Here is a 19350-nt window from a genome sequence, read left to right on the forward strand (position 1 = left end):
GCCCGTCAGAGCTCCAGCGTCGAGGCGATCGGCACGCCCGGGCGGTAGGCCAGGTGCACGGAGCTCGGCGCGGCGAGGACGGCGAGGTCGGCCCGGGCGCCGACCGCGAGCGTCCCGACGTCGGTCCGGCGCAGCGCCCGCGCGCCGCCGGCGGTGGCCGCCCACAGCGCCTCGGCCGGCGTCAGGTGCATCTCCCGCACCGCCAGGGCGATCATGAACGGCATCGAGGAGCTGTAGCAGGTGCCCGGGTTGCAGTCGGTGGCCAGCGCGACGGTCACCCCGGCGTCCAGCAGCGCGCGCCCGTCGGGGTAGGGCGAGCGGGTGGCGAACTCGACGCCGGGCAGCAGTGTCGCGACGGTGTCGCCGTCGGCCAGGGCCGCGACGTCGGCGTCGGACAGGTGCGTGCAGTGGTCGACGCTGGCCGCTCCCAGCTCGACCGCCAGCTGCACCCCGGGGCCGGGACCGAGCTGGTTGCCGTGCACCCGCAGCCCCAGGCCGGCCGCCCGCCCGGCCGTGAGCACCGCGCGGGCCTCGTCGCCGTCGAACGCGTGGGCACTGCCCGGCTCGCAGAACACGTCGATCCACCGCGCCAGCGGCGCGCACGCCCGCAGCATCTCCCCCGTGACCAGCGCGAGGTACTCCTCACGCCCGGCGCCCGGCGGCACCACGTGGGCACCGAGGAACGTCGTCTCGGAGGTGGCCGCCGCGGCCGCGGTCAGCGACGCGACCTCGTGCTCGACGCTGAGCCCGTAGCCGCTCTTGACCTCCACGGTGGTGGTCCCCTGCGCGCGCGTCTCCGCGACCCGCGCGGCGACCAGCCCGCGGAGCTCGGCCGCGGAGGCGGCACGGGTGGCCGCCACGGTGGTGGCGATGCCGCCGCCGTCGTAGGGCTCCCCCGCCATGCGGGCGGCGAACTCCGCGGCCCGGTCGCCGGCGAAGACCAGGTGGCTGTGGGAGTCGACGAAGCCCGGCACCACCGCCCGCCCCTCGACGTCGACCCGGCGGTCGGCCGCCGGCGCGGCCACGGCCGGCCCCGTCCACCGCACGCGGCCGTCCTCGACCACCACGGCCGCCGCGCGCAGGACGCCCAGCGGCGACCCGTCCCCCACCGCGGGGTCGTTGGTGACCAGCTCGGCGACGCCCGTGACGACGGTGCTGCTCACGGCGCCCACACCCGCGCCACCGCGGCGCCGAGCAGGGCGCCGACGTCGCCCAGGCGGTGCCGGCCGCCCTCCACGACGGGGACGCCGTCGACCCAGACGGTGTCGACGTCGGCCCGCGAGGCGGTGAGCAGGACCTGGTTCGGCAGGGCGCCCGCGGTGCCCACGGTGTCGGTGCGCAGCGCCACCAGGTCCGCCCGCGCGCCGGGCTCGATCCGGCCGGCGTCGTCCCACCCGAGGCTCGCGTGCGCGGTGAGCGCGGCCAGCAGCTGGGCGGGGGTGAACCGGCCGCGGCGCAGGGACACCAGCCGCTCGTGCGCCTCCATCGCCCGGGCCTCCTCCAGCAGGTCGGCGACGGCGTGCTGGTCGCTGCCCAGGCTCAGCGCCGCCCCGGCGTCGAGCAGCGCGCGGGCCGGGCCGATGCCGTCGGCGAGGTCCCGCTCGGTCGTGGGGCAGAGGCACGCCGTCGCGCCCGCGCCGCCGAGCAGGGCGACGTCGGTGCCGGTCAGGTGGGTCGCGTGCACCGCCGTCGCGGCGGCGTCCCAGACCCCCGCGTCGGCCAGCAGCCGGGTCGGGGTGCGGCCGTAGAACGCCCGGCACGCCTCGTTCTCGGCGGGCTGCTCGGACACGTGCACGTGCAGCGGCGAGCGGTCGGCCCCGCCCAGCCCGCCGCGGGCGGCCGCCACGACCACCGGCAGGTCGGCGGCCGGCACGGCGCGGACGGAGTGCACGGCCGCCCCGACCCGGAAGCCGGCCGACCCGCGCAGCGCCGCGACCCGCTCGGCCCAGCGGTGCACGTCGCCGTCGCCGAACCGCAGCTGCGCCCCGGCCAGGGCGTCGTGCCCCGCCCCGGACAGCCCGCCGGCGAGGTAGGCGGTGTCGAGCAGGGTGAGCCGGACGCCGGCGTCGGCCGCGGCCTGCCGGAGCGCCTCGGCCATCGCGTTGGGATCGGCGTAGCGCCTCCCGCCGGGCGCGTGGTGCAGGTAGTGGAACTCCCCCACCGTGCTCACCCCCGCCAGGGCCATCTCGGCGTAGGCGGCGCGCGCCAGCTCGAGGTACCTGTCGGGGTCGATCCGCCCGGCGACGTCGTAGGCCGCCTCCCGCCAGGTCCAGAACGTGCCGCCGCCGGCGGGGGTGCGGCCGCGCAGCGCCCGGTGGAACGCGTGGCTGTGGGCGTCGGCGAACCCGGGCGCGACCACCCCCGGCAGCCGGCGCGCGCCGGCCGGCACCTCGGCCGGGGGCACCCCGGGCCGCACCGCGGTGAACCGGCCGCCGTCGACCTCCAGCAGCACGTCGGCCCGCACGCCGCCGGGCAGGTGCGCGTGCGGCGCGAACAGCACGGTCACCGCGCGAGGGAGGCGACCACGGCGGCCAGGGCGTGCACCCCGCGGTGGCAGTCGTCGGGCTCGGCGAACTCCCCGGGCGAGTGCGAGATCCCGGTCGGGTTGCGGACGAAGAGCATGGCGGCCGGGACGCCCGCGGCGGCCAGGACCCCGGCGTCGTGCCCGGCACCGGTGGCCAGGCGGGGCACGTCACCCCCGCCGAGCACCGTGGCGATCCGGTCGGCCAGGGGCGCGTCGAAGGACGTCGGGTCGGTCCAGGACTCCTCGGTGAGGGTCCCGCCGAGGTCGGCGGCCGACGCGGCGAACTCCCCGACCAGCGCCCGCACGGCCGCCGGGTCCTCGCCGCGGGCGTCGAGCCAGCCGGTCACCGACGAGGGGATCGCGTTGACCCCGTTGGGCCGGACGACGACCTTGCCGCAGGTGGCGAGGACGCCGTGCCGCACCGCGAGCGCGCGGGCCCGCTGCACGAGCTCGGCGAGGGCCAGCACCGCGTCGTCGCGGTCGGCGAGCCGGGTGGTGCCGGCGTGGTTCGCCTGCCCGGCCAGGTCGAACCGCCACCGGCCGTGCGGCCAGATGCCGGTGCCGACGGCCACCGGCCGGCCCAGCCCGGCGAGCCCGTACCCCTGCTCGACGTGCAGCTCGACGAACGCGCCGACGCGGGCCAGGGCGCGGTCGTCGCGGCCGAGCCCACCGGGGTCCCGCCCGGCCGCGGTCAGCGCCTCGGCCAGGCTCGTGCCGTCGCCGTCGACGAGGCCCAGCGCCCGCTGCGCCGGCAGCGCGCCGGTGAGGACCCGGGAGCCGGCGCAGGCCACCCCGAAGCGGGCGCCCTCCTCGTCGCCGAAGGCGACCACCCCGACCGGCCGGGACGGGGCGACACCGGCTGCCCGCAGCCCGTCGACCGCGGCCAGCGCCCCGACGACGCCGAGCGGGCCGTCGAACGCCCCGCCGTCGGGCACGGAGTCCAGGTGCGACCCGACCACCACCCCGGGGCGGCCGGCGGCCACCGCGGCGTCGGGGTCGCCCCACCAGGCCCACTGGTTGCCCGCCCGGTCGACGTCGAGGTCCAGGCCGCGCTCGGCGCAGGCCCCGGCGAACCACTCCCGCAGCGCGGCGTCCTCGCGGGTCCAGGCGAAGCGGGAGTAGCCGCCGGTCGCGCCGGACCGGCCGACCGGCGCCAGCTCCGCCCACATCCGGTCGAAGCCGGCGGAGGCGGCCCGCTGCGCGTCCGGCGCGGTCACCGGCCCGCCGTCGGGACCCGCACGCCCCCCTCGGGGTGCTCGGCGAGCGGACCGGTGTCGTTGCCGTACTCGGGGGCGTCGCCGGAGTCGATGTGCCGCAGGACCCCCGTGCCGGGGTCGTTGGTGAGCACCCGCTCGATCTTCTGCCCGGCGAGCGCGGTGCCGTCGGCGACGGTGACCTGGCCGGCGTGGACGGAGCGGCCGATGCCCACGCCGCCGCCGTGGTGGATCGACACCCAGGACGCGCCGGAGGCGGTGTTGACCAGGGCGTTGAGCAGCGGCCAGTCGGCGATCGCGTCGGAGCCGTCGGCCATCCCCTCCGTCTCGCGGTAGGGGGAGGCGACCGACCCGCAGTCGAGGTGGTCGCGGCCGATGACCACGGGGGCCGACAGCTCGCCGGAGGCGACCATGTCGTTGAAGCGCACCCCGGCCTTCTCCCGCTCGCCGTAGCCGAGCCAGCAGATGCGGGCCGGCAGCCCCTGGAAGGCGACCTTCTCCTGCGCGGCGCGGATCCACCGGTGCAGGTGGTCGGCGTCGGGGAACAGGTCGAGGACGGCCTCGTCGGTGGCGCGGATGTCGGCGGGGTCGCCGGACAGGGCCGCCCACCGGAACGGCCCCTTGCCCTGCGTGAACAGCGGCCGGATGTAGGCCGGCACGAAACCGGGGAAGGCGAAGGCGCGGCCGAAGCCGCCCTGGCGGGCCTCGTCGCGGATGGAGTTGCCGTAGTCGAAGACCTCGGCGCCGGCGTCCAGGAAGCCGACCATCGCCTCGACGTGCCGGGCCATCGAGGCCCGCGCCCGGTCGGTGGACTCCTCGGGCTTGGTGCGGGCGAGGTCGGCCCAGTCGGCGAGGTCGATCCCCTCGGGCAGGTAGGAGAGCGGGTCGTGCGCGGAGGTCTGGTCGGTGACGACGTCGGCCGGCACCCCCCGCCGGAGCAGCTCGGGGAGCACGACGGCGCAGTTGCCCACCAGGCCCACCGACAGCGGCACCCGGTCCCGCCGGGCCCGCTCGCAGCGGGCGACGGCCGCGTCGAGGTCCTCGGCGACCTCGTCGAGGTAGCGCTGGGCGACCCGGCGGTGCAGCCGCGCGGGGTCGACGTCGACGACGAGGCAGACGCCGCCGTTGAGCGTCACCGCCAGCGGCTGGGCACCGCCCATGCCGCCGCAGCCGCCGGTCACCGTCAGGGTGCCGGCGAGGGTGCCGCCGAAGCGCTTGGCGGCCACCGCGGCGAAGGTCTCGTAGGTGCCCTGCAGGATGCCCTGGGTGCCGATGTAGATCCACGACCCGGCGGTCATCTGCCCGTACATGGTCAGCCCGAGCTGCTCCAGCCGGCGGAACTCCGGCCAGGTGGCCCAGTCGCCGACCAGGTTGGAGTTGGCGAGGAGCACCCGCGGCGCCCACTCGTGGGTGCGCAGCACCCCGACGGGCTTGCCCGACTGCACGAGCATCGTCTCGTCGTCGCCGAGCTCGCGCAGCGTGGCGACCATCGCGTCGAAGCTCGCCCAGCTGCGGGCCGCACGCCCGGTGCCGCCGTAGACGACGAGGTCGTCGGGCCGCTCGGCCACCTCGGGGTCGAGGTTGTTCATGAGCATCCGCAGCGGCGCCTCGGTCTGCCAGGAGCGGGCGGTGCGGGTGGTGCCGCGTGCGGCACGGACGGGGCGGGCGCCTTCCACGGTGGTCGTCCTCTCGGGTCGGGGGCGGGTCAGGCGAGGGGGCCGGTGACCGACTCGGCGGCCGCGACGGCGCCGCCGCCGGCGACGAGCGCGACGACGGCGTCGATCTCGGGGGCGAGGAACCGGTCGGTGCCCGGTCCGGCGACGTGCTCCCGGACGGCGGCGAGCACCGCGGCGGTCGCCGGCGCCGGGGTCAGCGGCGCGCGCAGGTCGAGCGCGCGGGCGGCGGTGAGCAGCTCGACCGCCAGCACCCGGGTCAGCCCGTCGAGGGCGCGGCGGAGCTTGCGGGCCGCCGACCAGCCCATCGAGACGTGGTCCTCCTGCATGGCGCTGGAGGGGATGGAGTCGACCGACGCCGGGACGGCCAGCCGCTTGAGCTCGGAGACGATCGCCGCCTGGGTGTACTGGGCGATCATGTGCCCGGAGTCGACGCCCGGGTCGTCGGCCAGGAACGCCGGCAGGCCGCCGTTGCGGGCGACGTCGAGGAGGCGGTCGGTGCGCCGCTCGGCGATCGAGGCCAGGTCGGCCACGGCGATGGCGAGGAAGTCCAGCACGTAGCCGACCGGGGCGCCGTGGAAGTTGCCGTTGCTCTCGACCCGCCCGTCGGCGGTGACCACCGGGTTGTCGACGGCGCTGGCCAGCTCGCGGTCGGCGACCGCCGCGGCGTGGGCCACGGTGTCGCGGGCGGCGCCGTGCACCTGCGGCGAGCAGCGCAGCGAGTAGGCGTCCTGCACCCGGGTGCACCCGGGGCCGCGGTGGCTGGCCACGATCGGGGAGCCGGCGAGCAGTGCCCGCAGGTTCGCCGCGCTGTCGGCCTGGCCCGGGTGCGGGCGCAGCGCCTGCAGGTCGGCGGCGAAGACCGCGTCGGTGCCCAGCAGCGCCTCCACGCTCATCGCCGCGGTGACGTCGGCGACGCGCAGCAGCCGGCGCAGGTCCGACAGCGCCAGCACCAGCATGCCGAGCATGCCGTCGGTGCCGTTGATCAGCGCCAGGCCCTCCTTCTCCGCGAGGACGAGCGGCGCGATGCCGGCGGCGGCCAGCGCCTCCGCGGCCGGGCGACGCCGCCCGTCGGCGTCGCGGACGTCGCCCTCCCCCGTGGCGGCGAGCGCGCAGTGCGCCAGCGGCGCGAGGTCGCCCGAGCAGCCCAGCGAGCCGTACTCGCGGACCACCGGGGTGAGGCCGGCGTTGAGCATCGCGGCGTACGTGCGCACGGTCTGCGGCCGGACGCCGGTGCGGCCGGTGGCGAGCGTGGCCAGCCGCAGCACCATCAGCGCGCGCACCACCTCGCGCTCCACCTCCGGGCCGGACCCGGCGGCGTGTGAGCGCACCAGGCTGCGCTGCAGCTGCGCCCGCCGCTCGGCCGGGATGTGCCGGGTGGCCAGCGCACCGAAGCCGGTCGAGACCCCGTAGTGCGCGACGACGTCGTCGGCCAGAGCCTCGACCACCCGGCGGCTCGCGGCGACCGCCCGCTCGGCGTCGGGGTGGAGGGCGACGGCGGCACCGTCCCGGGCGACGGCGACGACGTCGGCGGCGCTGAGCGGGCCGGTCCCGACGCCGATCGGGACGGTGGTGGTCGTGCTGGCGGTCACCCCGTCATGGCACGCCACCGCGCCCGTCCTCCGACAGACTCGCGCGGGAGATACCGTCTGGGATCACAGACGTTGCGACGAGGGGGTGCCGGTGACGCAGGTGCCCGCGGCACGGCAGGTGCTCGAGATCCTGCGGTTCCTGGCCGACCAGGCCGGGCCGGTGCCGGCGGCGGCGCTGGCCCGCGAGCTCGGGCTGCCCCGCTCGACGACGTACCACCTGCTCGGGGAGCTGACCGCGACCGGCTTCGTCGTCCACCTGCCCGACGAGCGCCGGTACGGCCTGGGGGTCAGCGCCTACGAGCTGGGCAGCGGGTTCACCCGGCAGGCGCCGCTGCAGCGGCTGGCCCGGCGGCCGCTGTCGGAGCTGACCGACCGCACCGGGCACACCTCGCACCTGGCGGTCCTGCACGGCCGCGACGTCGTCTACGTCATCGAGGAGCGGGCCCGCGGGCGCGCGCCGCTGGTCACCGACGTCGGCGTCCGGCTGCCGGCGCCGCTGACCGCCAGCGGCCGGGCGGTGCTCGCCGCCCTCCCGCCGGCCGCCGTCCGCGCGCTGTTCCCCACCGCGGACAGCTTCGTGCTGCGCAACGAGCGCGGACCCGACTCCCTGTCGGCGCTGCGCCGCCTGCTGGCCGAGACGCGGCGCCGCGGCCACGCGCTGGAGGAGGGCGAGGTCACCGCCGGCTTCGCCTCGGTGGGCACCGCGGTGCTGGACCACTCCGGGCACCCGATCGCCGCCGTGGCGCTCACCTTCCCCGAGCACGAGGTGCCCGACGAGGACGGGCGGCGGCCCCTGGCCGCCCAGGTCGCCCGCACCGCGGGGACGATCAGCCGGCTCATCGGCGGCTGACCGGCTGCCCCTCCGGCGCGGGAGCCCGTGCGGTCGTCCACGGCGCCGGGGACCGACGGCGACCGGTCGCTCCCGCGAGGACACCGGCGTGACGCACCGGTGACGCCACCCCTCCTACGCTCCCCGCCACCCCGCCGCCGGTGACGCGGCGGGGCGGATCAGGTCCCGGCACGGACGGGCGTCCGCCCGTCGGCGGGACCGGCCCCCTGGCAGGTGAGGAGACCGATGATGGACACCCCCTCGGACGACCCCCGGGACGGGACGGCCGGCGCCCCGGACGCGTCGGACGCCGTGGTGTTCTTCGACATCGGCGACACGCTCGCCGCCGTCCGGGTCGCCCCCGGCGGGGAGGAGATCGAGAGCATGACCCCCTTGCCGGGGGTGCTGGACGCCATGGCGACGCTGCATCGCGCCGGGGTGCGGATGGGCGTGCTCTCCGACCGCGGCCGGGTGAGCGAGGCGGAGGTGCACGCGGCACTCGAGCGGGCGGGGCTCGCCGCCTTCCTCGACCCGGCGCTGGTCCTCTACGGCCGGAAGGACTCGACCCGCGTCTTCGAGCAGGCCGCCGCCGCGGCCCGGTCGACGGTCGGCGGGAGGCTGCGGCGGCTGCTCTTCGTGGGCGAGGACGCGACGGAGCGCTCGCACGCCGCGGCGGCCGGCTTCCGCGTCTGCCCCTACGTCGTCCTCGCGCCCCGGGTGCTGCTCGCCGGCTCACCGCTGCGCTACACCCGGATCACGGTCCCGCCGGGCACGACCGGCTGGCAGGACCTGCTCCGCCACCACCCCGTCGTGCCGCTGCACCTGACGGGCGGCAGCAGGCCGCAGCTCTACGCGGTCACCGACACCGGCACCGCGCTGGCCCTGGACGACCTCGGCTTCCGCGTCGACCGGCTCGGCGGGGACGAACCGGCGACGAGCGACCTCTACCTGCTCCGCGACGACGGCCGCGACCCCGGCTCCCCGGGCGGGGGCGCGGGGTCGGTGGCGGAGCTCTTCGGGCAGGAGCGCGACGACGGCCTGGTGCTGTCCTCCACCGACGAGGGCCTGGTCGTCGCGCTGCCCGCGGGTCGTTCGGTGGAGCACCTGCACGTCGGGCGGCCCCGCCACGGGCACAACCTCAAGCTGACCGCCCAGCCGTTCCTGCTCGCCGACAGCGGGGACCGGCCGGCTGCCGAGTCCGCTGCCGAGTCCGCTGCCGAGTCCGCTGCCGAGTCCGCCGCCGAGCCGGCCGGTCCGGAGCCCGCCGGGGCCCGGCTCAGCCCGCAGGAGGCGGACGTCGTCGTCGGGGTCGTCACCCCCGAGCGGATCCGGGAGCAGGTCGAGCGCTACAGCGGCGCCGGCCCCCTCCCCGACGGGACGACGCTGGTGAGCCGGCACGTCCTGCACCCGGACAACCAGCGCGCGGTCAGCGGTCTGGTCACCGACCTGACCGCCCTGGACGGAGGCCGGCTGACCGTCCGCACCCACCGGTTCAGCCACGCCGGGCGCAGCTACCGCAACGTCGAGGCCACGCTGCCGGCCCGGGGGATGTCCGGCACGGTGCTGCTCACCGCGCACCTGGACTCGACGGCGTCCCGCGACCCCGGCTTCCGGCCCGAGGTCGACGCGGCCCCCGGGGCCGACGACGACGCCAGCGGGATCGCGGCGGTCCTCGCCGCCGCACGGGCCGTGCTGGCGCTCGACGAGCAGGTCGGCGTGCCGCACCGGGAGTTCCGCTTCGTGCTGTTCAACGCCGAGGAACAGGGCCTGGTGGGCAGCCGCGCCTACGCGCGCGACCAGGCGGTCGCCGGCGCGCCGATCGTGGGCGTGTTCCAGGTCGACATGGTCGGGTTCGACGCGCAGGCGCCCCAGACCTTCGAGCTGCACGCCGGGTTCGGCCCGTCACGGACCGTGGAGGCCCGGTCCCTGCAGTTGACCGAACTGGTCGCCGCGGTGGCGCCCGAGGTCTCCCCCACCCTGCCCCCACCGCAGGTGTACCCCGGCCCGGACGGCGTGCCCGACCCCGCGGAGCAGCGCAGCGACCACCACAGCTTCCAGCTCAACGGCTATCCCGCGTGCCTCGCCTCCGAGGACTTCTTCGCCGGGCCCGGCGCGGGCTCCCCGCCGGCCGATCCCAACCCGCACTACCACTCGGCCGGCGACCGCACGGTGGACACGGCCTACACCGGCGCCATCACCCGCGCCATGACCGCAGCCGCCTGGATCTGCGGCACCCGATAGAGGAGGCGTGCGATGACCTTCGAGCTCACCGACGACGTCCGGGTCGACCGGGACGACTCGGGCAACGTGCTGCACCTCGAGCACTTCCAGCACCCCGTCGTCGCGGTGTCGGCGGGGCGCGCGGGCTTCGCCGAGGACGCGGCCGCCGCGGCGGGGGCGCCGACGGTGCAGGCCGCCACCCCCCAGGCACTCGCGGAGCAGTACCTGCGGGAGGTCGCCCCGGTGTACGGGCTCGACGACGCCATGCTGCCCGGGGCGGCCGGCGGCGCGGACGCCCTGCACGCCGACGACGGGACCGGCCCGGCCGAGTCCCCCGACGGCCGGCTGGAGCTGGCCGACGAGAAGGCCGTCCTCGGGACCACCGTCGTGTCCTACCAGCAGGTCGTCCACGGCCTGCCCGTCTGGGAGGCGGGCATGAGCGTCACCATGCAGGACGCCCCGCTGCGGGTCACCGCCTCCCAGAGCTCGGTGCACACCGGGATCACCGTGGACGGCGATCCGCCGGAGGACCCACCCGACCTCACCCCTGCAGCGCTCCGGCGGGCGCTGGGGCTCGGGACCGGCGCCCGGCCGCGGATCAACGGCACACCGCGCCGGCTGGTGTACGCGTTCGACCCCGACCGGCGCTACGACCCGGAGGCCGGCGCCGACACCGGCGAGGCGCTGCAGGCGCCCCCGCCGACGCTCTCCCTGCCCCCGCTGCCCGACACGCTGGAGCCGGGCAGGCACTACGTCGTCGTCGAGGTGCTGTTCTCCCTCGAGGTGGGCGGCCAGGGAGAGCTGAACTGGCGGGCGTTCCTCGAGGAGACCACGGGCGCCGTGGTGTACCTGCGGGCCTTCGTCTCGTGCGCGACCGGCCTGGTCTTCCGCACCGACCCGCTGACGGCCGGTGGGGCCGGGGTCCTGCCCACCTCCCCCTCGGCCGTCCTCAACCCCTTCCGCTCCAACGTCGTGCTGGACGGGCTGGTCGGAGCCGATCCGCAGCCGTTGGCGGGCGCCTTCGTGCGCGTCGTCGACGTGACCCCGCCGGTGGCCGCCCCGCCCTCGGCCCCCAACCCCCCGGCCGCCTTCTCCTTCGACGCGCTGGCCCGCGAGTTCGCCGCGGTCAACGCCTACCACCACTGCGACTGGCTGTTCCGCCACATGGTCGGGATGGGGTTCGACCTCACCACCTACTTCGACGGCACCAGCTTCCCGGTGCCGGTGGACGCGAGCGGCTTCGGCGACCAGGTCAACGCCCGGGCACAGGGCAACGTCACGGGTACGGGCATGGGCCGGTTCGAGTTCGGGCTGGCCGGTGGGCCGTTCCCGGCCGTGAGCATCGCCGCGGACCTGCGCGTGGTCCTGCACGAGTTCGGTCACACCGTGCTCTGGGACAGCGTCCACTCGCCGAACTTCGGGTTCGCCCACAGCGCCGGGGACAGCGCGGCGGCGGTGCTGCTCGACCCCGAGTCCTCCCTCCGCACCGACCCGGTGCGGCGGTTCGAGACGTTCCCGTGGATCCTGCCCAACCGCAACCACGGTCGTGACGTGGCGACCGGCTGGGCGTGGGGCGGGACCAACGACGTCGGCGGGTACGCCTCCGAGCAGATCCTCTCCACCACGCACTTCCGGCTGTACCGCTCCCTCGGCGGCGACGCGGCGGAGGTGGCGCGCCGGCAGCAGGCCGCCCGGCTCACCGTCTACTTGATCTACCGGGCGATCGGGTCGCTGGCCACGAACCCCGTCACGCCGACCCCGTCCCCGACCGTGTTCGTGTCCGCGCTGCAGAACGCCGACGTCGGCACCGCGGACTTCGAGGGGCACCGCGGCGGCGCCGTCCAGAAGGTCGTGCGGTGGGCGTTCGAGCGGCAGGGCCTCTTCCAGCCACCGGGTTCGCCGGTCCCGGTGACGCGGCCCGGCGCCCCGCCGGCCGTCGACCTCTACATCGACGACGGCCGGGCCGGCGAGTACCCGTACCAGCCCGTCCACTGGGAGTGCACCGACATCTGGAACCGCCTCACGCCCGATCCCGGCGCCGGGCCGCAGGACCACCAGACACCGGTCGTCGGGCAGACCAACCACGCGTTCGTCCGGATCGGGAACCGGGGCACCCAGCCGGCCACCGACGTCGTCGTCCGCGGCTACTCCGCCGATCCGGCAGCCGGGCTCTCCTGGCCGGGTGACTGGACGCCGATGGACACACCGGAGGTGACGGTCCCCGGGGCCGTCGGGCCGGGGAGCAGCACGGTCGTCGGGCCCTTCGCCTGGCGCCCCCGGGTCGCCGGGCACGAGTGCATGTTCATGGAGGTCAGCGCGCCCGGGGACCGCAGCAACACCGATCCGGCCACCTTCCTCCCGTGCGCTGCCGGGCCCACCCCGGAGTGGCGGTTGGTGCCGTTCGACAACAACCTGGCGCAGCGGAACGTCTGCCCGGTCGCCGGTGGCGGGGACGTCCGCGGGCTCCTGTCGAGCTTCGTCCGGCGCTCGTTCACCGTGAACAACCGCCTCGGCGAGACGGTGCGCACGACCGTCACCGCCACCCTCCCGGCGCTGCTGTCCGAGCGCGGCTGGGAGATCCAGGTCGGGCGCCGCCGCGACGAGGTCGCCTTCGGGCTGGCCCCGGGCGCCGAGCGGTCGGTGACGGTCGGCCTGCGGCCGGGGCGGCGCTTCTCCGCCGAGGACGTCGCGGCGGCCGACGACCGCGCCATCCGGGTGGTCGCCGTCGCCGACGGCGTGGTGGTCGGCGGGATGACCTACCTCCTGGACCCGCAGCTGACCAGGGCACCGAGCGAGCGGTCCGGCGAGCCGGGGACCGCTCTCGACGACCCGGACGTCGAGGACGCTCTCGCCGGCTCCGACGTGGGTGGTCCCGACGGAGCCGACACCGGCCCGGTGGGCGTCCCGGTGGAGACCGCGGCCGCCGAGACGGCAGCGCCCGCCACCGCGGCGTCGGCCGCCGGCAGGCTCCTGGGTGTCACGGGGCTGGACGAGGAGCTCCGGTCACGGGCGCGGCGGATGACGGTGCGGGAGGTGACCCTCGAGGTCGACCTCGACGGGCGGTGAGGCCCCGCCGGGCGGAGGGCCCGACGGGCGGGGGGCCCGCTCGGTGACGCTCCGGTGACGGGAGCCGCGGAAGCTGGTCGCGTCCGGGAGCGGGAGCCGGACGGGACCAGCGGGCGAGGACGACGGGACGCGAGCCCCGGGGTCGGGGAGAGGAGGCCGGCGACCCCCGGTGAGGAGCCACCGCCCGCGGCAGGCACCGCGCACCACCGGTGCCGGTCCGGATCCGGGGCACAGTGGGCACCTCGCCCGGACGGACCCCGAGGAGACCCATGACCGCGCACCCCGGACCCGACGACACGGCGCTCACCGGCTCGTGGCGGAAGGTGGACGCGCCGGCGTGCGCGGACCGCTACCCCGACGTCCTCACCTTCTCGACGGGCACCTACCGCGGCGCGCGCGGGCCGGAGCAGGCGGGCATCTGGTGGGACGCCGGCATCTACCGGCTCGAGGACGACCGCCGGCTGGTGCTCAGCGTCGCGACCGACGAGCTCGTCGCCTACCAGGTCCACCGCAGGGGCGACGTCCTCGAGGTCGTCGACCCCGACGGCTGCCGCTTCTCGTACCGACGGATCGCACCCCCGTAGTCCGTACGGGGCCGAGTGAGGAGGCACTCCCCATGGCCGACGGTTTCCGCGAGACGGAGCTCGAGCCGGGGACGGACGCGGTCGTCGCGAGCGTCCCGCCCGTCGTGTCGCCCGAGGTCCCGCTGGCCGCCGGGGTCCCGGTCGACCAGGACGACCTCCTGTTCCCCGACCTCGGCCCGGCCGGGGCCGGTGACGCCGGCGCGGCGACCGGATCCCCGTCGTCGGCCGGCCCGCCGCTGCGGTTCTGCCGGACGGTCCTGCGGGCCGGCTGCTACGCCCTCTCGCTGCGTCCGGCCACCTCCGCGGCCGGCTTCGAGGGCACCCTCCGGGTCGACCGGTCGGCGCCGGACGCCGGGCCGGACGGCATCATCGTCAGCGGCGACCTCTACCGGCGCCCGGCGCTGGTGCCTCCGGTGTCCCCCTCGCTGACCGACCCGCTGCCGTCCCCGCCGCCGGGGACCGTCCCGTCGGGACCGGTGTCCGTGGCCGCCGCGGCGAGCCGGCCGAGCGCGGCCGAGCCGCTCGCGCCGCCTTTCCGGCCCCGCATCCCGGTCTTCCCGCGCAACCGCTACGACTCCTACCTCAAGGTCGTGAAGGTGACGGAGTCCGTCGCGGTGCCGCCGGGCCGCCCGTGCACCGCGACCCTCGTCCTGGAGCAGTACGACTACACCGCCCCGCCGGCGGGGAGCTTCAAGGGCTCCTTCCCGGCGGCGCCCAGCAGGACGGTGACCGTGACGCTGACCCAGGCGCCCGCGCCGCCTCCCTTCGGCGGCCCGCGGTTCACCGGCCGCTGGCTCGAGGGCGGCGTGGAGCGGGGCACCGTCACCCTGTCGTGGGTGTCGCCGTTCTTCCGCCGGGCGACGGTGGAGATCGACACCCTCACCGGCGCGGTGGCCCCCCAGCCGGTGCCCGACGGCTCGGGCGGCACCGAGTACTTCGACACGATCTACGCCAAGCACGGCTGGCAGCTGACCGTCGTCCGGGGTTCGACCGACGTGCCGGTGCCGGCCGGGGTGAACCCGACGGACTGCTGGTCGTCGGGCAACCTGCACAACCTCATGACCGCCGTCCGGGACCCGGCCACGGACCTCGACACCGACTGGCGGATCCACCTCGTGGTGGTCCCGGCGAAGCTCGGCTGCTCCCGCGGCGTCATGTACGACCAGATCGGGGTCCCGCGGGAGGGGTGCGCCAGCTTCTCCGACGACGGCTACCCGTCGGGCGAGTCGGCCAACTTCGGGACCGCCGCCGACCGGAGGCAGCGCGAGGTCGCCCGGGCGTTCCTGCGCAGCGCCACGCACGAGATCACGCACACCTTCAACCAGATCCACCAGGAGCAGGAGACGACGGCCGACAACTCGATCATGACGACCACGCCGAGCGTGGCCGACGTCCTGGGCGGCCCCACGACCGGCGCCCCCGGCGTCTTCCCCGACCAGATCGCGCTGGCGGTCAACACCACGGTGCGGCACCACCTCGTGCACATGCCCGACCCCGTGCTGCGCCCGGGTGGCTGGCCGTTCTTCTCCTGGGTGGGCACCAGCCTCCCGCAGGCGACCGACCGCCAGGACTTCGACGCGTCCGAGCTCGAGCTGCAGGTGAGCGTCCCAGCGGAGAGCGTCGCGCTGGGCCAGCCGGTCGAGGTGTCCTGGACGCTCACCAACCGCAGCGGCGACCCGCTCGTCGTCCCGAGCGACGTCAGCCTGGAGGGCCTGTTCGCCACGATGACGGTCACCGACCCGTCCGGCCGGGTCCGCCCGTTCCGCCCGCTCGCCGTCGTCTGCGACGCGGCGAAGCTCGCCGAGCTGCCGCCCGGGGACTCCGTCTCGTCGTCGCACCGGGTCTTCTGGAGCACCGAGGGCTTCGCCTTCCCCCGGCCGGGTCCGCACCGGCTGTCGGTCGCCGTCACGTGGTCGGCCCGGGGCATCCCCGTCGGTGTCACGAGGGACGTCGAGCTGTTCGTCCAGTTCCCGACGACGCAGACCGACAACGACGCCGCCGCGCTGGTGCTCACCCACGAGGTCGGGATGTGGGTCGCCCTGGGCGGCGGGGCGGAGCACCTGACCGACGCCGTGGACCGCCTGCAGCAGCTCGCGGCGATGGCGCGGACCGACGCGGCGCCGCGGCTGCTGGCGGGCTACACGGGGCTGCTCCCGCGCTGAGGACGGGGCGGCGGGGATCCGGAGGAGGGCTGCGGTGACGACCGACCTCGACCTGGCCCCGCCGCCCGTGCCGCTCGGCGGCGGCAGGTCGGCCGTGCCCGTCGACGTCTCCGCCGTCACGGCGCTGCTCCGCTTCGACGGCGCGAGCCGGACGGCCACGGGCACGGCCACCCTGCGGTTCGCGACGGGGCCGGCCGCGGGCTGCCCGGTCCTCGACCTCCGCCAGACCGTCACCGGCGTCCGGCTCGACGGCGCTCCCCTGCCCCCGGACGCGGTGGTCCGCCGCGACCTCGGCGGCGGTGCCGGCGCCGAGGTCCTCGTGCTGGACCGGGTGCTCCCGGCCGGCTCCGCCCACACCCTCCGCCTGGACTACACCGTGGGCCCGCCCCAGGCCCCGGCCGGCGGATCGCACCCGCCGGCCCTGACCTGGTCGGCCGGGCCACGCCTGACGCTCAGCTTCGGCTTCACCGACCTCGCTCCCGGCCGCTACCTGGAGTCCTGGGTGCCGGCCAACCTGATCTGGGACCGGTACTCGATCGACCTGGAGCTGGTGGTCACCGGCACCGCGGTGGAGCACCGGGTCGTGACCAACGGCGCGGTCACCGCGGCCGGGCCCCACCACTGGCGGGTGGCCTTCCCGCCGCGGTCCTCCGCGCTCTCCCCGATGGTGGAGGTGCGGGCCGCGGACACGCTCACCGCGGCGACGACGACGGTCGCGTTGCCGACCGGCGGCGACCCCGTCGCGGTGGAGGTGCTCGCGCTGCGCTCCGACACCACGGTGGACCCGGCAGCCGCCGCGGCCGACGTCGCCGGCTGGCTGGCGGAGAACGCGGCCGCGGTCGGGAGGTACGTCCACGGCGGCAGGTACACCGCGTTCCTGATCCGGGGCGGCATGGAGTACGACGGGGCGTGCACCGCCTCGCGGGAGAGCCTGCGGCACGAGGTCTTCCACTCGTGGTGGGGCCGCGGGGTCACACCCGCGGCCCAGGCCGACGGCTGGTGGGACGAGGGCTGGAACGTCTACCACGACCGTGGCGGCTCGGAGGTCCGGCCCTTCGACTTCGCCGAGCCGCCGGTCACGCTGTCCCCGCGCGACCCCTACACCCGCGCGACGCCGATCGCGGCCTACAGCACCGGGGCGCGGCTGTTCGCCGGGGCGGCGGCGCTCGCCTCCCCCGCGGCGCTCACCGGGTGGATGGGTGAGTTCTACCGGGCCAACCTCGAGCGCCCCGCGACCACGGAGGCACTGGAGGCCCACCTCGTAGCGCGCTCCGGCGCGGTCGACCTCGTCGACGCGTTCCACCGCTGGGTCTACGGCCTGCCCGACCCGGCACCCGTCCCCGAGCTGTGGCTGCGCGAGGACCCGGGTGGGCGCGGGGGTGGACGGTTCTGGGACTCCCCCGACCTCTGGATCCGGCACGAGGACGACGGCGGCACGGTCCACCAGCAGCCCCGGGCCGGCCGGGACAACTGGTTCCACGCGCGGGTCCGCAACCGCGGCCGGGGCACCGCCCGGCACCTCGTGGTGACGTTCGGCCTCCGGCGGCGCCGCGGCGGCCTGCACGGCACCTGGCCCGGCGGCTTCCTCCCGGCGGTCACCGCGGCGGTCGCCTTCGAGCTGCCCCCGGGCCGGTCCACCGTGGTCCGTGCCCGGTGGCCGGCGGCACAGGTGCCGCCGGCAGGGGTGCACGTCGCCCTCGCGGCCGCCGCGCTGACCCGCGGCGGCTCCCCGCCCGCCGGCAGCCGCGTCGGGGAACGCGGCGACCTCGCGCAGAAGGACCTCACCGTGGTGCGGGCGCCCCGAGGCGCCGTGGTGCTGGTCCCGTTCGACGTGCGCGGCACGTCGGCGGGGAGGACGACCGGGCTGGAGGTCCGGCGCCCGCGGGAGCTGGCGCGCGTCGGGCTGCGGATCGCCCGGCCGCGGGCGGACGCGGTGCCCGTGACGGCCGACGACCCCCTGGCCGCCGCGCTGGAGCCGCCGGCGCGGCCGGACACGGACCGGGCCGTCCTCGTGGGCAGCGAGGACGAGCCGGCCGGCGGCTCCTTCGACCTCACCGCCGCGCTGCCGCTCCCCGAGGGGCCCCGCGCGGTGATCGACCTGCCGCTCCCGCTCGGGCCGAGCACGCTCGCGCTCCTCCTCACCGTGCCGCGCGACCTGGCCCCGGGCACGGAGGGCACCGTCGACGTGCTCCGCCGCGAGGAGTCCGGGCAGGTCGCCGGCGGGTTCGCCGTGCGGCTCGTCGTCGACCCCTGACCGGCGCGCGGGACGCTGGTCAGCGGGGCCCTCACGCGAGAGCGGGCCGGGGCCGGACACGACCGACGCGCGCGTGCGGCGCGCCTCGGTGCGGAGGCGTTCCCGCGGGAACGCCCGGCCGGAGCCTCACGGGCGTCGACGCGCCTCCGCGGACGTGGTGCGGCCCTCCGTGGGATGCACGCGGGCGGCGCCGGTCAGGTCAGCGGGCGCACGTCCGCGACGTCGTACTCGGCGACGGACGCCGACAGCATCGCCGCACTCTGGTCCTCACCGGGGCCGCTCCCCCGGAACGCCTCGACCGCGTCCCGCGACTCCCACCGCTCGTAGACGTTGACGCGGCCCGGGTCGACGAGGTCCGGGCTGAGGGCGAAGTCGAGACACCCGGTCGACCGGCGGGCCTGCTCGACGACGGCGACACAGCCGGAGAGGTACGAGTCGCGGTGCGCCGGGTCGACGTCCACGTGTCCTGCGACGACGAGCATGCTGGGTCGTCCTCCGGGCCTGGGGTGCAGTGTCACCTGGGAAGACCGGCGGAGGCCGCCGGACTCATCGGGGCCGCCACGGCTCGTGGGCGTGCGCGAGCCAGACCATCGCCGGGTCGAGCCCGCGGATCACCCGCTGGCCCTCGGTCCGCGGCTCGTCGAGCTCGCCGCCCCACACCGCCGCGTCACCGGCGATGACGACCGGACCCCCGTCCGTCTCCACGACCACCACCTGCGTGCCGGGTGTGTGGCCCGGTGCCGGGAGGAGTCGGAGCCCGGGCAGGAGCTCGAGCTCGCCGTCGACCGGCACGTACCGCACCCCGGGCGCGTCCACCCACTCGCGGATCGTGTAGTCGTCCTGGCTGCGCGCGTCGTCGAGTTCGCGGCGCTGGACGTGGATCGGCGTGCCGGTGAAGAGGTGGTTGCCGCCGCAGTGGTCGAAGTGCAGGTGCGTGTTGACGACCGCGTCGATGCCGGCGGGATCGACGTCCTGCTCGGTCCACGGACGGAGGCGGGGGTCCATGTCGGCGGCCAGCGGGTGCAACTCCTTGATGCCGGTGTCGACGAGCACGCGCCCGTCGGGATGGTCGATGACGTGCACGTAGACCGGCATCCGCTCGCCCTCGGCGAGCAGGTCGGCGACCTGCACCGGCGTGACCGTGACGGCGGCGGGTGCGTTCACCGCGCACCGACCGGAGCGGGTGTGGTCGAGGCGAGCGTCATGGGGGCTCCCTCTCCGTCTGGCGGCCG

The 19350-nt window shown here is 76.8% G+C and carries 13 protein-coding genes; 6 read left to right on the forward strand and 7 right to left on the reverse strand.

Annotated features, from left to right (window positions below; genetic code table 11):
- Positions 1–5: 5 nt before the first annotated feature.
- Genes hutI through hutH form a run of 5 tightly spaced genes read right to left on the reverse strand, consistent with a single transcriptional unit; the run spans position 6 to position 7003 of the window.
- The gene (hutI, locus tag ACI780_RS12200; RefSeq protein WP_456868545.1) at positions 6–1163 is read right to left on the reverse strand and encodes an imidazolonepropionase; all 1158 of its coding nucleotides are present in this window, start codon (positions 1161–1163) and stop codon (positions 6–8) included.
- On the reverse strand, positions 1160–2506 hold the full coding sequence (locus ACI780_RS12205) for a formimidoylglutamate deiminase (RefSeq protein ID WP_456868546.1): 1347 nt from the start codon (positions 2504–2506) through the stop codon (positions 1160–1162). The genes hutI and ACI780_RS12205 overlap by 4 nt, the downstream gene beginning before the upstream one ends.
- Positions 2503–3741, reverse strand: a complete 1239-nt coding sequence (locus ACI780_RS12210) for an allantoate amidohydrolase (RefSeq protein ID WP_456868547.1) — start codon at positions 3739–3741, stop codon at positions 2503–2505. Before ACI780_RS12210 ends, ACI780_RS12205 begins: the two co-directional genes overlap by 4 nt.
- Positions 3738–5414, reverse strand: a complete 1677-nt coding sequence (gene hutU / locus ACI780_RS12215) for a urocanate hydratase (RefSeq protein WP_457003198.1) — start codon at positions 5412–5414, stop codon at positions 3738–3740. Before hutU ends, ACI780_RS12210 begins: the two co-directional genes overlap by 4 nt.
- 29 nt (positions 5415–5443) lie before the next feature.
- Positions 5444–7003 (reverse strand): histidine ammonia-lyase, encoded by a 1560-nt coding sequence (hutH, locus tag ACI780_RS12220; protein WP_456868549.1) that lies wholly within the window; start codon positions 7001–7003, stop codon positions 5444–5446.
- Positions 7004–7094: 91 nt separating this feature from the next.
- Between hutH and ACI780_RS12225 the strand changes: the two genes are divergently transcribed.
- The 6 genes from ACI780_RS12225 (at position 7095) to ACI780_RS12250 (ending at position 18118) form a co-directional block, all read left to right on the forward strand.
- The gene (locus tag ACI780_RS12225) at positions 7095–7853 is read left to right on the forward strand and encodes an IclR family transcriptional regulator (protein WP_456868550.1); all 759 of its coding nucleotides are present in this window, start codon (positions 7095–7097) and stop codon (positions 7851–7853) included.
- Between the two features lie 228 nt (positions 7854–8081).
- Positions 8082–10073, forward strand: coding sequence for a M28 family peptidase (locus tag ACI780_RS12230; protein ID WP_457003201.1), 1992 nt, complete (start codon positions 8082–8084; stop codon positions 10071–10073).
- 12 nt (positions 10074–10085) lie between these two features.
- Positions 10086–13118, forward strand: a complete 3033-nt coding sequence (locus ACI780_RS12235) for a hypothetical protein (RefSeq protein WP_457003203.1) — start codon at positions 10086–10088, stop codon at positions 13116–13118.
- Positions 13119–13387: 269 nt separating this feature from the next.
- Complete coding sequence (locus ACI780_RS12240; protein ID WP_456868553.1) at positions 13388–13702, forward strand: hypothetical protein; 315 nt, start codon at positions 13388–13390, stop codon at positions 13700–13702.
- 32 nt (positions 13703–13734) lie between these two features.
- Positions 13735–15864, forward strand: a complete 2130-nt coding sequence (locus ACI780_RS12245; protein ID WP_457003205.1) for a hypothetical protein — start codon at positions 13735–13737, stop codon at positions 15862–15864.
- Between the two features lie 34 nt (positions 15865–15898).
- Positions 15899–18118 carry a hypothetical protein gene (locus ACI780_RS12250; protein WP_457003207.1) on the forward strand — a complete coding sequence of 740 codons (2220 nt, stop codon included), beginning with the start codon at positions 15899–15901 and terminating at the stop codon, positions 18116–18118.
- Between the two features lie 194 nt (positions 18119–18312).
- Here ACI780_RS12250 and ACI780_RS12255 read toward each other — a convergent pair whose 3' ends face one another.
- On the reverse strand, positions 18313–18600 hold the full coding sequence (locus ACI780_RS12255; RefSeq protein ID WP_457003209.1) for a putative quinol monooxygenase: 288 nt from the start codon (positions 18598–18600) through the stop codon (positions 18313–18315).
- 64 nt (positions 18601–18664) lie between these two features.
- Positions 18665–19282 carry an MBL fold metallo-hydrolase gene (locus ACI780_RS12260; protein ID WP_456868557.1) on the reverse strand — a complete coding sequence of 206 codons (618 nt, stop codon included), beginning with the start codon at positions 19280–19282 and terminating at the stop codon, positions 18665–18667.
- Between the last annotated feature and the right edge of the window lie 68 nt (positions 19283–19350).

Source organism: Geodermatophilus sp. SYSU D00814 (assembly GCF_054050055.1).

What these genes read in the sequence shown, in the direction of transcription:
- ACI780_RS12230 (WP_457003201.1), top strand. Translation starts at nt 8,082, where the DNA reads ATGGACACCCCCTCGGACGACCCCCGGGACGGGACGGCCGGCGCCCCG.
- ACI780_RS12235 (WP_457003203.1), top strand. Translation starts at nt 10,086, where the DNA reads ATGACCTTCGAGCTCACCGACGACGTCCGGGTCGACCGGGACGACTCG.
- ACI780_RS12240 (WP_456868553.1), top strand. Translation starts at nt 13,388, where the DNA reads ATGACCGCGCACCCCGGACCCGACGACACGGCGCTCACCGGCTCGTGG.
- ACI780_RS12245 (WP_457003205.1), top strand. Translation starts at nt 13,735, where the DNA reads ATGGCCGACGGTTTCCGCGAGACGGAGCTCGAGCCGGGGACGGACGCG.
- ACI780_RS12255 (WP_457003209.1), bottom strand. Translation starts at nt 18,600, where the DNA reads ATGCTCGTCGTCGCAGGACACGTGGACGTCGACCCGGCGCACCGCGAC.